Genomic DNA, 13,957 nt, shown 5'->3' on the forward strand with positions numbered 1-13,957 from the left:
GGGAGGACCCTGGCCGGACCCGGGTCTCGTGCGTGCGGGCCCCGGTCTAGGGTGTCCTGCCATGACCCTCGACGACGCGCGCGCCGGCGTGACCGCACGCCTGCGTGAGGTCCGGGCGCGGCTGCGCGAGGCGGAGGGGGCGGCCGGCCGCGACCCCGGTTCCGTGCGCCTGCTGCTCGCGACCAAGACCGTGCCGGCCGAGCTCGTGCGCGCGGCCGTCGAGGCGGACGCCGCCGACGTGCGCGCGGGGGGCGCCGGGTCACCGGTGCTGCTCGGGGAGAACCGGGTCCAGGAGCTCGTCGCGAAAGCGCCCGTGCTGGCGGACCTCACGGCCGAGCTGCACCTCATCGGCCCGCTGCAGTCGAACAAGGTGAACCACGCGCTGCGGTGGGCGACCTGCGTCGAGAGCGTCGACACGCTCGAGCTGGCGCAGCGCCTCTCCGAGCGGTGCGTCGCGACCGCGCGGGAGCTCGACGTGCTGGTCCAGGTCAACGTCTCCGGCGAGCCGACCAAGCGCGGCACCCCGCCGGAGGAGGCGCTCGGGCTCGCGACCGCCGTCGCGGTGCTCCCGGCGCTGCACCTGCGCGGGCTCATGACGATCGGCGCCAACTCCAGCGACCCCGGCCTGGTCCGAGCCGGCTACGCGCGGCTGCGCTCGCTGCGGGACGACCTCGTCGCCTCCGGGGCACCGGGCACCGCCGGGGCGACCGGCCTGTCGATGGGGATGAGCGGGGACCTCGAGCTCGCGGTCGCCGAGGGCGCGACGGTCGTGCGGATCGGCACCGCGGTGTTCGGCAGCCGGACGCTCTGACCGGTCCGCAGCGCGCGGCTGCGCGGGCGGGTCGTGGCCAGGTGCCGCCGGTGCAGCACCTCCATGCGGCGCAGCGCACGCTCCAGCTCGTCCACGGCTCCCCCTCGTCCCTCCCCGGCGCGCGCGGCACCGGTGCGGCCGGCGTCGCCGACCTGTCCCCGGGAGGAGCATCCCGGACCGGTGCTGATACGCCCGCGCCACGCGCGGTGTCCCGCGGGTGAAGATGTGGTCCATGAGCAGCGCACCCCGCACCCGCTTCCCGCACTGGGTCTACGGAGCCGGCGCGGAGCCCGACGCGCGCTTCTCGCTCGCGAACGAGCGCACCTTCCTGGCCTGGATCCGGACGTCGCTCGCGCTGCTGGCGAGCGGGGTCGCCCTCGAGGCGCTCGCGGTGCCGGTCGAGCCGTGGGCCCGCTCCGCGGCGGCGCTCGTGCTCGTCGCCCTCGGAGCGCTCGCGCCGGTCCAGGCCTGGGTCGGGTGGGCGCGCGCCGAGCGGGCGCTCCGGCTGGCGCGCCCGCTGCCGCCGCCCGTCCTGGCGGGCCCGCTCGGGCTGGGGCTGCTCGTCACCGGGGTCCTGCTGCTCGTGGGGCTGCTGGCGGCATGAGCGCCGAGCCGCCGACCGCTCCGCCCGCCGCCCGGCCCGCTCCGCCGCCCGGCCTGCAGCCCGAGCGCACGGCGCTCGCATGGCGGCGGACCGCGCTGGCCCTCGCGACCGGGTCGCTCGTCGCCGGACGGCTGCTGGCGCCCGGGCTCGGGGTGGGGGCGTGGTGGCTGGCCGCGGTCGGGGTCGTGCTGGCGGGGTCGCTCGCCGTCGTCGCGCACCGGCGCTCCGACCGGACGCACCGGGGCGGGCGGCTCGTGACGGCGTGCGCGGGCGCCGCGCTGCTGCTCGGGGCCGTCGCGGTGGCGTTCGTGCTGCGCGACGGGCCCTGAACCGAGCGTGGCCGGTGCGGGCAGCTCCGACCGCGGGGACCGACGAACGACGACGCGACGGGTTGCGCGGAGCGCCCCCAGCACCCGGAGCGCAGGCGGCGCCGAAGCGCCCGGAACGTCCGGAGCACCTGGAGCGCGCGGAGAGCCCGGAGAGCCCGGAGCCGACGCGGCCCGGTCTGCGGGCCGCGTCCGAACCGTGTCAAGGTCGCTTGACAGCCGACGAGGTGTCAAGCATCCTTGTCACCATTCCGAGTCAAGCACGCTTGACACCCCGCATGCTCCACCGGAGGACCCGTGACCCCGCTCGAGACGCTCCAGGCGATCGACGCTCCCCCCGTGTCCGTCGTCGCGCTCACCGTCGTCGCGCTCGCCCTCGTGGTCTCCGAGCCGGTCCTGGGCCGGCGCGAGCACCGGGCGTTCCTCGCCGAGCTCGCCGCCGACACCGCACCCGCCGCGCAGGAGTCGGTGCGGGTACGGCTGTACCGGCAGTGGTCGCGGCAGGGCTGGGCGTTCGGGGTCGCCGCGGTCCTGCTCGTCGTCGCCCTCCCCGGGGTCGGCCCCGCCGAGCTCGGGCTGCGGGCACCCGACCTCGGCAGGCTGCTCGGGGCCGACGGGGGCTCGCTCACCGGCTCGACGCTCGCCGGGTTCCTCGTCGGCGCGACGCTCGCGGTCGTCGCCTCGACGCTGCTCGTGCGGATCCTGGCTCGCCGGTCCATGCGCACACCGATCGCCGGGGCCGCCGCCATCGAGCCGATGCTCCCGCGGAGCCCGCGCGGCCGACGCGGCTGGGCCGGGCTCGCGCTCGCCGCCGGCGTCACCGAGGAGGTGACGTACCGCGGGCTCCTGATCCTGACGATCGCCCTGCTCGCACCCGGTGCCGACCGGACGGCCGTGCTCGTCGCCGCGGCGGTGCTGTTCGGCGTCGCGCACTGGTACCAGGGTCCGCTCGGGATGCTCGCGACGGGCGCGATCGGCTTCGTGCTCGGCGGCCTCTACCTGAGCACCGGGAGCCTGCTCGTGCCGATGGTGCTGCACACGCTCGTCGACCTGCGCCCGCTGCTCCTGCCCGCCCCGCGGCCCATCGCGGCTCCCGGGGTCGGCGCGCCCGGCGAGCCCGCCCCCGCGGTGACGACCGACGCACCCGGCACGAGCCGCGCCGCCGCGCCGCCCGCTGCCGCGCCGTCCGCCCCCGCGCCGTCCCCGACCGCGCCCGGCGCCGCGCACCCCCACGACGCCCCGGTGACCCCGTGAGGAACGAGATCCGTCGGCTGCGCGAGGAGGCCGGGCTCTCGCAGGCCGCGCTCGCCGAGGCCCTCCGCGTGTCCCGCCAGACCGTCAACTCGCTCGAGACCGGGCGCTACGACCCGTCGCTGCCGCTCGCGTTCGCCGTCGCCCGCTACTTCCGCACCACGATCGAGGAGATCTTCCATGACGAGGCGTGACCGCACCCCGGCGCAGCAGCGCAACGCGTGGCTGCTCGGCCTGCTCTCGGGGGCCGTCGCGATGGTCGCCCTCTACGCGCTGCTCGCCGGACGGGCACCGGGCGACGCCGCGGAGGGAGCGCTCGCGGGCGGCGGGCTCGTCCTCCTCGCGGCGTGCGTCGCGCGCTGGCGCACCGTGCGGCGTGCGCGCACGGCGGGCACCGCCGCCCGGATCGGCGGCGGCGCGTTCGACGAGCGCGACGACCACGTCCTGACCCGCACCCTCGCGGTCGTCGGGACGGTCGCGATCGTCGCGAGCGGGCTCGCGTCCGCGGCGGTCCTGGTCGGCGTCGACGCGACGGTCGTGGTCGGGGCGCTGCCCTTCGTGCTGCTGGCCACGCTGGGGATCACGTTCGTCGTGGTCGACCGCCGGACCTGAGCAGCGGCGCGATCAGCCCACGCGGGCCGGGCTCGCCCAGCCGAGCGCGGTGTCGACGAGCTCCACGCGGCGCAGGCTCGGCAGGTCGTCCAGCGGGATCCACTCCGCGCGGTCGACCGGCCCCTGCACCTCGTGCCGCAGCAGCCCGCCCACGACGCGCCCGGTGTACACGATCCGGAGCAGGTGCAGGTCGAGCGGCGCGGGCCGCGGGGGCGCGACCTGCGCCCCGGTGCGCAGCGAGTCCACGCCCAGCAGGTCACCGAGCTCGACGACGAGACCGGTCTCCTGGAGCACCTCGCGCCGCGCGCCGTCGTCCGGCGGCTCACCGAACACGAGCCCCCCGCCCGGCAGGGTCCACGCGGAGCCCGCGGCGCCGTTCCACCGCATGAGCAGCACACGACCGGCGTCGACGCACAGCGCGTAGGCCGAGACCCGGGTCAGGCGCTCCGTCGCGCCGCCTCCCCGCGGGACCCTCATCGGCCGGCTCCGGCCGCGACACGGCGCGGCCGTCCGGGGCGGGCTGAGCGGTGCGCGTGCGGAAGGTGCACGTCCGCCGTCATGGGGCCTCCTGGTGATCCGCCCCCCGACGACGCGCCACGGTACCCGGGGCGGGTCGAGCGGGCAACGCGACGCCCGACCCCTCGCGCGGCCGCCCCGGCGCACGGGCCCGGCCCGGGCTGCTCCTCGAGGGCTCGGCGGAGCACGTCCCTCAGCCGCACATCGGGTCGTCGGGGTCGACGCCCGACTGCGTGGTGACCTCGGGCGCGGGGACCGGCGGCTCGGCGCCGGTGCCGGCGTCGGGCTCCGCCTGGCCCGTCCCGTCAGCCGGCGAGCCCGTCCCGTCGTCCGGCGTGCCCGCCGCGGCGTCCGGAGTGCCCGTCGCGGGATCGACCTGCTCGCCGGTGCCTGCCGCGGCGCCCCCCTCCGGGACCACCGGGGTCGCGGGGTCGACGAGCGGCAGGTCCAGCAGGAGCCGCTGCCACACGAGGTCCGCGTCGGGCGTCCAGACCAGGTTCCCGTCGGAGGTGCCGTTGGGGACGGTCGCGAACGTGACCGCGGACGGCTCGAGCTCGCGCAGCGAGAGCGCGAGCCCCACGAGGTTGTCGGGCGCCCCGAGCTGGTCCGACGCGGTCAGCGAGCGGGTCGCCGCGTCGAGGAACCCGTAGACGCTCCGCGGGCTCGTCAGCACCTCGGCGGAGAGGACCTTGCGGGTCATCGCGCCGACGAACTTCTGCTGGCGCGGGATGCGCTGGGTGTCGGAGTTGTCGGACCCGGTGACGTACCGCGCGCGCACGTAGTCGAGCGCCTGCTGCCCCGCGAGATCGTGCCAGCCGGCCGCGAGGTCGAGCTCGGTGTTCCCCTTGGTGTCGCGGATCGCGCGCGGCACGCACACGCGCACCCCGCCGATCGCGTCGACCATCCCCTGGAAGCCCGCGAAGTCGACGAGGAGGAACTCGGACATCGTGAGCCCCGTGTTCTCCGCGATCGTCGAGAGCGTGCACGCGGCCGCGAGCCCGACGTCGCCGGTGTCCGCGCCGGTCGCGAACGCGGAGTTGAACTTGTCGGTGCGCGGCCGGGACATCGGCCCGTCGGGGTCGCGGTCGAGGTGGCACGCCGGGATCCGCACGTAGGAGTCGCGCGGGATCGACACGACCTCGACCCGGGTCCGGTCCGCGGAGACCTGCACGATCATCGTCGTGTCCGAGCGCATCCCGTCGTCCGCCCCACCGATGTCCGCGTTGACGCCGCTGCGGTCGTCGGACCCCATCGCGACGAACCGCACCGGCTGCCCCGCCCAGGAGTCGCCCGGCGGGGGCGGCTCGGTCGGGCTCGCCGACGGGGCGGCGACCAGGTGGGAGATGTCCTCGACGCGCTCGACGTTGCCGTTGAGCCGCACGGCGGCCAGCGCGGCCGCCGACCCCCCGAACGCCAGCACGGCGACGGTCACGAGCGCCACGACGCGCCCGACGGGCACACGCTGGCCGTGCGACGCCGCGTGGCGGGGAGGGGCGGGGGGTGCGCCCTGCGGCGCTGCTCGACGTGCTCGGCTCACCCCGACACCGTAGGGAGTCCGAGCACGTGCGCGGGGCCGCAGCGGGTGGGAGATCGGTGCAGATGACGTGCACGTGCCCCGCTCGGGCCGCGGGCGCGCCGCCCCTCGCCCCGGCCCGGCGTCACGGGACGCGCGCGGTCCACTCCGGCGTCCCGAACCGCGTCTCGACGAGGTGCGCGGCGCGCTCGAGCTCGGCGTCCGTGAGCGCGCCGTCGACGGTCCGGTAGCGCGACCGGAAGTGGGCCTCGAACGCCGCGATCACGTCGGCCCGCGGCATCCCGGTCTGGGACCGCACGGGGTCGACGCGCTTGTTCGCGCTCGTCGTCCCCTTGTCGGAGAGCTTCTCGCGCCCGATGCGCAGGACCTCGAGCATCTTGTCCGCGTCGATGTCGTACGCCATCGTCACGTGGTGCAGGACGGCTCCGCCCGCAAGGCGCTTCTGCGCGGCGCCGGCGATCTTGCCCGCGGGCGAGGCGATGTCGTTGAGCCCCGCGTACGACGCCTGCACCCCGACGTCGGCGAGCGCGCCGAGGACCCAGTCGTCCAGGAACGCGTACGACTGCTCGTACGAGAGCCCGTCGACCAGCGAGGCGGGCACCACGAGCGAGAACGTGATGCAGTTGCCCGCCTCCATGAACATCGCTCCGCCGCCCGAGACGCGGCGCACGACCGTGATGCCGTGCCGCTCGGCGGCCTCCGCGTCGACCTCGTTGCGCAGCGACTGGAACGAGCCGATGACGACGGCGGGCTCCACCCAGTCCCAGAACCGCAGCGTCGGCCCGCGCCGGCCCGCGGCGAGCTCCTCGGCGAGGACCTGGTCGAGCGCGCAGTGCAGCGCGGGGTGCTGCGGGGGCATCCGCAGCAGCTCGAACGTGTGGTCGTGCCAGCTCGTGGCGTGGCCGAGGGCGCGGCGGACCGCGATCGCCACGGACTCCGTCGTGAAGCCGACGAGCATCACGTCCGGACCGAGCGCGCCCTCGATCGCCGCGGCGAGCTCCGCGACCGAGGCCGTCGCCGGCCGGCCGCGCAGCGCACCGCCGAGCCGGTCGAGCGCGTCGTCGGGCTCGAGGAAGAAGTCCCCGCTGACCCGGACGTCCGCGAGGGTCCCGTCGACCACCGTCACGTCGGCCGCGACGAGCTTGCCGCCGGGCACCTTGTACTCGCCCCGCAGGACCGTCTCGTCACTCACCCCGTCACCCTACGGCGCGTCCGGGCGGCGCCCGCCGCCGGTCACTGCAGCGCGGCGGCCGCCTCGGACGCGCGTCGCTGCACGAGCGTGTCGAGCGCCGCGCCCTCCCCGAGCCGGTCCACGAGCTCCTCGCGACCGGCCCCGCCCAGCACCTCGGCGTTCCACGTGACGATCGCGTTGCCCACGAGCAGGTGCCCGCGGTAGCCGGGGACCGTCGTTCCCTCGGCGGTGTGCTCGATCTCCTGCCAGAGCGACGGGAACCGGCCCTGCGCCTCCGTGGCCGGCTCCCCGGTCCAGGACGCCCCGTCGACCCCCTGGTTGACCTGCCGGTACTCCGGGCACGAGTCGACGGTCGCGACGAGCGTGCGGAAGGCGTCGGCCGCGGCACCCTCGTCGGCGACGACGACGACCTCCTGCCGCACACGCACGGACAGACCGTCCCAGCCCCGGACGTCGTAGACCTCCGGGGCCGCGCTCACCACGGTCCGCGCGACCGCGCAGCGCTCGGGCTCGACGCGTGACCCCTCGGGGATCCCCCACGCCCACGGGAGCACCGGCCACGCGGACAGCGGGTCGTCGCCCGGCAGGGCCTCCTCGAGCTCCTCGCGCTCGAGCAGCAGGGCGGTCGCCGACGTGGCGTCGAACCGGGGCGCCCGGACCGTCGGCAGGACCGTCGGCGCTGCCGTCGTCGACCCGGCGCTCACCGACGGCGACGGGAAGGGCAGCGGCCCGGCCGAGGCCCAGGGGCGCGCCGCGACACCCGACGCAGCCGCGAGCACGAGCAGCACGCCCACGACCCACCAGGGCCACCGGCGGGCGCGCCGGTGCGGCGGGGCCGCCGCGACGTCGACGGGCACGAGGCGCTCCTGCGGACGAGGGATGAGACTCCCTTGACCTTACGCTGACCGAGCGGTCGGCCGCAGGACCGGACCACGCAGCGCTCCCCCACGCGCCGCGGACCGGCCCGGCGACGACCGGGTGACGTCAGCTCGGGTCGACGCCGTGGTGGTACAGGCCCCAGATCGCGGAGTCGGTGAGCGCCTCCCACGACGCCTCGAGCAGGTTCGGGCCCACGCCCACGGTGCTCCACGACGTCTGGCCGTCGGTCGACTCGATGAGCACGCGCGTGACCGCGTCGGTGCCGTGCATCGCGTCGAGGATGCGGACCTTGAAGTCGATGAGCTCGAACGACTCGAGCACCGGGTAGACGCGCACGAGCGCCTGCCGGAGCGCGTGGTCGAGCGCGTTGACGGGCCCGTTGCCCTCGCCGGTCGAGACGATGCGCTCGCCGCCCGCGTGCAGCTTGACGGTCGCCTCGGCCGTCGCCGGCACCCCGCGCCCGCCGGCCCGCTCGACGATCGCGCGCCAGCTCTCGACGCGGAAGTACCCGGGCCGCCCGCCGTGGAGCTCCTCGACGAGCAGGAGCTCGAACGACGCGTCGGCCGCGTCGTACGTGTACCCCTGCGCCTCGGCGTCCTTGACCCGCTTGGTCACGCGCGCGAGGAGCTCGCCCTGGCCGGCGAGGTCGAAGCCGAGCTCGCGCCCCTTGAGCTCGATCGCCGCGCGGCCGGCCATGTCGGAGATGAGCATCCGCATGTCGTTGCCCACCCGGCGCGGGTCGATGTGCTGGTACAGGTCGGGGTCGACCTTGATCGCGCTCGCGTGCAGGCCGCCCTTGTGCGCGAACGCGCTCGCGCCGACGTACGGCTGGCGGGCGAACGGCGCGATGTTCGTGATCTCGCTGATGGCGTGCGCGATCCGGGTCATCTCGGCCAGGCCACCCTCGCCCTCCCCGTTGCTCGCGAGCAGGGTGCGGCCCTGCTTGAGCTCGAGGTTCGCGACGACCGCGAGCAGGTCCGCGTTGCCCGTGCGCTCGCCGTAGCCGTTGACCGTGCCCTGGACGTGCTCGCAGCCTGCACCCACCGCCGCGATCGAGTTCGCGACCGCGCACCCCGAGTCGTTGTGCGCGTGGATGCCGAGGATCGCGTCGGGCCCCACGGCCGCGCGCACCTCGGCGACGATCTCGGCGACCCAGTCGGGCAGCATCCCGCCGTTGGTGTCGCAGAGCGTGACGACCTCGGCGCCGGCCTCGAACGCGCGGACCGCGGCGGACAGCGCGTAGTCCCGGTCGAAGCGGAACCCGTCGAAGAAGTGCTCGGCGTCCACCACGACCCGCCGCCCCTCGCGCACGAGCAGCGCGACGGTGTCGCCGATCATCGCGAGGTTCTCCTCGCCCGTCGTGCGCAGCGCGCGCTCGACGTGCCGCAGGTCGCTCTTCGCGACGAGCGTCACCACGGGGGCCTGCGAGTCGATGAGCGCGCGCACCTGCGCGTCGTCCTCCGCCCGGACCCCGGGCTTGCGCGTCGACCCGAACGCCGCGAGCACGGCGTGCTTCAGGTCGAGCTCGGTGCGCGCACGGGCGAAGAACTCGGTGTCCTTCGGGATCGCGCCCGGCCAGCCACCCTCGATGAACCCGACCCCCAGCTCGTCGAGCAGCGGGGCGATCGCGAGCTTGTCCGCGACGGAGAGGTTCATGCCCTCCTGCTGCGCGCCGTCGCGCAGGGTCGTGTCGTAGACGTGGAACGGGCGCGCGCCCTCGGCGGTGGGGTGGGTCACGATCGGCTCTCTCCGTGCGGTCGGTCGGACGTGCGTCGATCTCGGGGTCCCGGCCGCGGCCGGGGGTCCCGCCGGCGGGGTGCTGCCGGCCTGTCGTGCCAGTGCGATCGACGGGGTGCCGGGCGGAGGTGGTGCCCGACAACAAAAAGACCCCCCGAGGATGCGGGAGGTCGGCGCGTCTGCGGGTGGGCAGACGCGCTACACGATGATGAGGCTGAGCTGTGTCACGCGCCACATCATGCCACAGGGCCCCGGCGGGCCCTCCTCCCTCTCGCCCGCTGGACACCGGCGCCGCCGCGGGCTCCGCGGCCGCCGTCGAGGGGCGGCCGCGGGCACCCGTGAGCGGTCAGACCAGGCGGTGCAGCCAGCCGTGCCGGTCCTCGGCGCGGCCGTACTGGATGTCCGTGAGCTCGGTGCGGATGCGCGTGGTGAGCGCGCCCGGCTGGCCGTCGGCCACGGTGTGCTCCCAGCCGCGCCCCGCGAGCCGGCCGATCGGCGTGATCACCGCGGCCGTGCCGCACGCGAAGACCTCGGTGATCGAGCCGTCGGCGAGCCCGGTGAGCACCTCGGCGAGCGGGATGCGGCGCTCCTCGACGTCGTGGCCCGCGTCGCGCGCGAGCTGCAGGATCGACGAGCGCGTGACGCCCTCGAGGATCGAGCCCGAGAGCTCGGGCGTCGCGACCGTGCCGTCGGCGCGGACGACGAACACGTTCATCCCGCCGAGCTCCTCGAGCAGGGTGTTCGTCGCGGCGTCGAGGAAGCACACCTGGTCGTATCCGTTCGCGGCGGCCTGCCGCTGCGGCAGGAGGCTCGCGGCGTAGTTGCCGCCGCACTTCGCGTCACCGGTCCCCCCGGGGCCTGCCCGGTGGAACTCGTCGTCGACCCAGATCGACACCGGCTTGACCCCGCCCGCGAAGTAGGGGCCCACGGGCGAGGCGATCACGAGGAACTCGGCCTCGAGCGTCGGGCGGACGCCGAGGAACGCCTCGGACGCGTACATGAACGGACGCAGGTAGAGGCTCGCCTCGTCGCCCGTCGGGACCCACGCGCGGTCGGTCGCCACGAGCGCGGTGATCGCACCGAGGAAGTCCGCCTCGGAGAGCACCGGGAGCGCGAGTCGGTGCGCCGAGCGGGCGAGCCGCGCGGCGTTGGCCCACGGGCGGAACGTCCAGACCGACCCGTCGGCGTGCGGGTACGCCTTGAGGCCCTCGAAGATCTCCTGGCCGTAGTGCAGGACCGCGGTCGCCGGGTCGAGCTGGAGCGGGCCGTACGGCTCGACGCGGCGGTCGCGCCAGCCGGTGCCGTCCGACCACGAGACGCGCGCCATGTGGTCGGTGAAGACGGTCCCGAACTTCGGCGCCGCGGTCAGCGCGTCGCGCTCCGCGTCGGGGGTCGGGGTGTCCGTCGGGCGGATCTCGAACGTCGGCAGCTCGGTCGACGGGGACGTGTCGGTGCTCATGAGGGGGCCTTTCACCTGGGACGGTTCTGACGGTACCGGGTGAGACGGCCGGGTGGTCGGGGGGACGTGCGCCGCGCGTCGGCCCGCTGCGGGGAGCGGGCCGTGCGCGGGTCAGCCGCTGATGCGCGCGGCGAGGTCCTTGCCCACCTCGGCCGTCGACCGTACTCGCCCGAGCGAGCCGCGCTCGGCCAGGTCGGCGGCGACGGCGCGCTCGACGGACGCCGCGGCGTCGGTCAGTCCGAGGTGGTCGAGGAGCATCGCGACGGACAGGACCGTCGCGGTCGGGTCTGCCTTGCCCTGGCCCGCGATGTCCGGTGCGGAGCCGTGCACCGGCTCGAACATGCTCGGCGCGGTGCGGTCGGGGTTGATGTTCGCGGACGCCGCGAGGCCGATGCCGCCCGTGATCGCCGCGGCGAGGTCCGTGAGGATGTCGCCGAACAGGTTGTCGGTCACGATGACGTCGAAGCGCGACGGGTTCGTGACGAGGAAGATCGTCGCGGCGTCGACGTGCAGGTAGTCGACCGTGACGTCGGGGAACTCGGCGTTGACCGCGTCGACCGTGCGGCGCCACAGGTGGCCCGCGTGGACCAGCACGTTGTGCTTGTGCACGAGGGTGAGCTTCTTGCGCGGGCGCGCCGCGGCGCGGGCGAACGCGTCGCGCACGACCCGCTCGACGCCGAACGCGGTGTTGACGCTGACCTCGTTGGCGACCTCGGCCGGCGTGCCGACGCGGATCGCGCCGCCGTTGCCGACGTACGGGCCCTCGGTGCCCTCGCGGACGACGACGAAGTCGACCTCGCCGGGGTTCGCGAGCGGCGAGGTCACGCCCGGGTACAGCCGTCCGGGGCGCAGGTTGACGTAGTGGTCGAGCGCGAAGCGCAGCTTGAGCAGCAGCCCCCGCTCGAGGACGCCTGAGGGGACCTGCGGGTCGCCGATCGCGCCGAGCAGGATCGCCTCGTGGCCGCGGATCGCCTCGAGGTCGGCGTCCGTGAGCGTCTCGCCGGTCGCGTGCCAGCGGCGGGCGCCGAGGTCGAAGTCGGTGGTGCGCACGGTCACGTCGCTGCCCGAGAGCGCCGCGTCGAGGGCCAGCAGGCCCTGCTCGACGACCTCGGTCCCGATGCCGTCGCCTGCGATCACTGCCAGCTCGATGGTGCGCGTCATGCGGCCACCCTAGCGGCGCGTCCCACGTGCCGGGACGCACATCTCACGGTCTGACACACGCCGAGGGCGGCGCCCCGGTGCGGGACGCCGCCCTCGGCGGACGTGCGGTGCGCCGGGCCGCGCGGGCGTGCAGCCTGCGGGCCGGGCGGGTGGAGCGGCCGGTCGGCGCGTCGGGTCAGCGCGCGGCCGAGCCCTCGACGTAGTCGCCCTCGGTCGGCTTGACCCACGCGAACATCTTGCGCAGCTCGCGGCCGGTCGACTCGATCGGGTGCGCCTCGCCCTTCGCGCGGAGCTCCTGGAACTCGGGGGCGCCGGCGTCCTGGTCGTCGATGAACCGCTGGGCGAAGGCACCGTTCTGGATGTCCGCGAGGACGGCCTTCATGTTCTCCTTGACGCTCGGGTCGATGACCCGGGGGCCCGAGACGTAGTCGCCGTACTCGGCGGTGTCCGAGACGCTCCAGCGCTGCTTGGCGATGCCGCCCTCGACCATGAGGTCGACGATGAGCTTGAGCTCGTGCAGGACCTCGAAGTACGCGACCTCGGGCTGGTAGCCGGCCTCGGTCAGCGTCTCGAAGCCGTACTGGACGAGCTGCGACGCGCCGCCGCAGAGCACGGCCTGCTCGCCGAAGAGGTCCGTCTCGGTCTCCTCGGTGAACGTGGTCCTGATCCCGCCGGCACGCAGGCCGCCGATGCCCTTGGCGTACGAGAGCGCGAGCTCCCACGCGCTCCCCGACGCGTCCTGCTCGACCGCGACGATGACCGGCACGCCGCGACCGTCCGCGTACTCGCGGCGCACGATGTGGCCCGGGCCCTTCGGGGCGACCATGACGACGTCGTGGCCGGCCTCGGGCGTGATGTACCCGAAGCGGATGTTGAAGCCGTGGCCGAAGACGAGGGCCGCGCCGTCCTTGAGGTTGGGGGCGATCTCGTCGCGGTACAGGTGACGCTGCACCTGGTCGGGCGCGAGGATCACGACGACGTCGGCACCCTGGACGGCCTCCACGACGGGAAGGACCTTCAGGCCCTCGTTCTCCGCCTTGACGCGCGAGCTCGAGCCCTCGCGCAGGCCGACCGTGACGTCGACGCCCGAGTCGCGGAGGTTCAGCGCGTGCGCGTGCCCCTGGCTGCCGTAGCCGATGACGGCGACCTTCTTGCCGGCGATGAGGGACAGGTCAGCGTCGTCGTCGTAGAACAGCTCAGCCACGGTCGATCTCCTTGTTGGTGGGGGGTCGTGCAGAAGCGTAGGGCGGGTCGTCCGGGTCCGGCGGGCCGGTCCGGGGGTGGTCAGGCGGTGCGGGACACGCGCTCGAGCGCGCGGTCCGTGATCGAGCGCGAGCCGCGTCCGATCGCGACCGTGCCCGACTGGACGATCTCGCGGACGCCGAACGGCTCGAGCGCGTTGAGCAGCGCGGTCAGCTTGGCCGGGCTGCCCGTGGCCTCGATCGTCACGGCGTCGGGCACGACGTCGACGACGTGCGCGCGGAACAGCTGGACGACCTCGAGCACGTGCGTGCGCTGCGCGGCCTCGGCGCGGACCTTGACGAGCAGCAGCTCGCGCTGCACCGACGACGCGTCCTCGAGCTCGACGATCTTAAGGACGTTGATCAGCTTGTTGAGCTGCTTCGTGACCTGCTCGAGCGGCAGGGCCTCGACGTCGACGACCACCGTGATGCGCGAGATCTCGTCGTGCTCGGTCGGGCCGACCGCGAGCGAGTGGATGTTGAACGAGCGGCGGGCGAACAGCCCCGCGACGCGCGTGAGCACGCCGGGCTTGTTCTCGACGAGCACCGACAGCGTGTGCCTGCTCATGCTGCACCTTCTCCAGAGGTCGACGGGGACGGGACGGGGGCCGGCGTGCGCGGGCCGCTGCGGGCG

Annotated in this window: 15 protein-coding genes; 6 read left to right on the top strand and 9 right to left on the bottom strand. The window is 75.1% G+C overall.

Features of this window, described 5'->3' with window-relative positions; all coding sequences use genetic code 11:
- Positions 1 to 61: 61 nt before the first annotated feature.
- The 6 genes from NXY84_RS14725 (at position 62) to NXY84_RS14750 (ending at position 3,604) form a co-directional block, all read left to right on the top strand.
- Positions 62 to 811, top strand: a complete 750-nt coding sequence (locus NXY84_RS14725; RefSeq protein ID WP_258723813.1) for a YggS family pyridoxal phosphate-dependent enzyme — start codon at positions 62 to 64, stop codon at positions 809 to 811.
- 232 nt (positions 812 to 1,043) lie between these two features.
- Positions 1,044 to 1,415 (top strand): YidH family protein, encoded by a 372-nt coding sequence (locus NXY84_RS14730; protein WP_258723814.1) that lies wholly within the window; start codon positions 1,044 to 1,046, stop codon positions 1,413 to 1,415.
- The gene (locus NXY84_RS14735; protein WP_258723815.1) at positions 1,412 to 1,744 is read left to right on the top strand and encodes a DUF202 domain-containing protein; all 333 of its coding nucleotides are present in this window, start codon (positions 1,412 to 1,414) and stop codon (positions 1,742 to 1,744) included. The genes NXY84_RS14730 and NXY84_RS14735 overlap by 4 nt, the downstream gene beginning before the upstream one ends.
- Positions 1,745 to 2,038: 294 nt before the next feature.
- A complete protein-coding gene (locus NXY84_RS14740) occupies positions 2,039 to 2,995 on the top strand; it encodes a CPBP family intramembrane glutamic endopeptidase (RefSeq protein WP_258723816.1) in 957 nt (318 codons plus the stop codon).
- Positions 2,992 to 3,186 carry a helix-turn-helix transcriptional regulator gene (locus tag NXY84_RS14745; RefSeq protein WP_258723817.1) on the top strand — a complete coding sequence of 65 codons (195 nt, stop codon included), beginning with the start codon at positions 2,992 to 2,994 and terminating at the stop codon, positions 3,184 to 3,186. Before NXY84_RS14740 ends, NXY84_RS14745 begins: the two co-directional genes overlap by 4 nt.
- On the top strand, positions 3,173 to 3,604 hold the full coding sequence (locus NXY84_RS14750; protein WP_258723819.1) for a hypothetical protein: 432 nt from the start codon (positions 3,173 to 3,175) through the stop codon (positions 3,602 to 3,604). Before NXY84_RS14745 ends, NXY84_RS14750 begins: the two co-directional genes overlap by 14 nt.
- Positions 3,605 to 3,616: 12 nt before the next feature.
- Here the strand turns inward: NXY84_RS14750 and NXY84_RS14755 are convergent, their stop codons facing one another.
- From NXY84_RS14755 to ilvN, 9 genes are all read right to left on the bottom strand, one after another.
- Positions 3,617 to 4,081, bottom strand: coding sequence for an NUDIX domain-containing protein (locus NXY84_RS14755; RefSeq protein WP_258723820.1), 465 nt, complete (start codon positions 4,079 to 4,081; stop codon positions 3,617 to 3,619).
- A 232-nt stretch (positions 4,082 to 4,313) separates the two neighbouring features.
- Positions 4,314 to 5,657: an LCP family protein gene (locus tag NXY84_RS14760; protein WP_258723821.1), complete on the bottom strand. Its 1,344-nt coding sequence runs from the start codon at positions 5,655 to 5,657 to the stop codon at positions 4,314 to 4,316.
- 121 nt (positions 5,658 to 5,778) lie between these two features.
- Positions 5,779 to 6,828, bottom strand: coding sequence for a lipoate--protein ligase family protein (locus NXY84_RS14765; RefSeq protein WP_258727226.1), 1,050 nt, complete (start codon positions 6,826 to 6,828; stop codon positions 5,779 to 5,781).
- Between the two features lie 59 nt (positions 6,829 to 6,887).
- A complete protein-coding gene (locus NXY84_RS14770) occupies positions 6,888 to 7,703 on the bottom strand; it encodes a hypothetical protein (RefSeq protein ID WP_258723822.1) in 816 nt (271 codons plus the stop codon).
- Between the two features lie 127 nt (positions 7,704 to 7,830).
- Positions 7,831 to 9,465, bottom strand: coding sequence for a citramalate synthase (cimA, locus tag NXY84_RS14775; RefSeq protein WP_396126402.1), 1,635 nt, complete (start codon positions 9,463 to 9,465; stop codon positions 7,831 to 7,833).
- A gap of 343 nt (positions 9,466 to 9,808) precedes the next feature.
- Entirely contained in the window at positions 9,809 to 10,921 is a 1,113-nt protein-coding gene (locus NXY84_RS14780) for a branched-chain amino acid aminotransferase (protein WP_258723824.1), read from the bottom strand.
- Positions 10,922 to 11,032: 111 nt separating this feature from the next.
- Complete coding sequence (locus NXY84_RS14785; RefSeq protein ID WP_258723825.1) at positions 11,033 to 12,082, bottom strand: 3-isopropylmalate dehydrogenase; 1,050 nt, start codon at positions 12,080 to 12,082, stop codon at positions 11,033 to 11,035.
- Positions 12,083 to 12,257: 175 nt separating this feature from the next.
- A complete protein-coding gene (gene ilvC / locus NXY84_RS14790) occupies positions 12,258 to 13,286 on the bottom strand; it encodes a ketol-acid reductoisomerase (protein WP_258723826.1) in 1,029 nt (342 codons plus the stop codon).
- An 80-nt stretch (positions 13,287 to 13,366) separates the two neighbouring features.
- Entirely contained in the window at positions 13,367 to 13,891 is a 525-nt protein-coding gene (ilvN, locus tag NXY84_RS14795) for an acetolactate synthase small subunit (RefSeq protein ID WP_258723827.1), read from the bottom strand.
- Between the last annotated feature and the right edge of the window lie 66 nt (positions 13,892 to 13,957).

This window comes from Cellulomonas sp. NS3, from assembly GCF_024757985.1.
GTDB lineage: Bacteria > Actinomycetota > Actinomycetes > Actinomycetales > Cellulomonadaceae > Cellulomonas_A.

Coding starts and splice junctions, on each gene's coding strand:
- NXY84_RS14750 (WP_258723819.1), top strand. CDS start 3,173: ATGACGAGGCGTGACCGCACCCCGGCGCAGCAGCGCAACGCGTGGCTG.
- NXY84_RS14780 (WP_258723824.1), bottom strand. CDS start 10,921: ATGAGCACCGACACGTCCCCGTCGACCGAGCTGCCGACGTTCGAGATC.
- NXY84_RS14755 (WP_258723820.1), bottom strand. CDS start 4,081: ATGAGGGTCCCGCGGGGAGGCGGCGCGACGGAGCGCCTGACCCGGGTC.
- NXY84_RS14725 (WP_258723813.1), top strand. CDS start 62: ATGACCCTCGACGACGCGCGCGCCGGCGTGACCGCACGCCTGCGTGAG.
- ilvN (WP_258723827.1), bottom strand. CDS start 13,891: ATGAGCAGGCACACGCTGTCGGTGCTCGTCGAGAACAAGCCCGGCGTG.
- NXY84_RS14735 (WP_258723815.1), top strand. CDS start 1,412: ATGAGCGCCGAGCCGCCGACCGCTCCGCCCGCCGCCCGGCCCGCTCCG.
- NXY84_RS14730 (WP_258723814.1), top strand. CDS start 1,044: ATGAGCAGCGCACCCCGCACCCGCTTCCCGCACTGGGTCTACGGAGCC.
- NXY84_RS14785 (WP_258723825.1), bottom strand. CDS start 12,082: ATGACGCGCACCATCGAGCTGGCAGTGATCGCAGGCGACGGCATCGGG.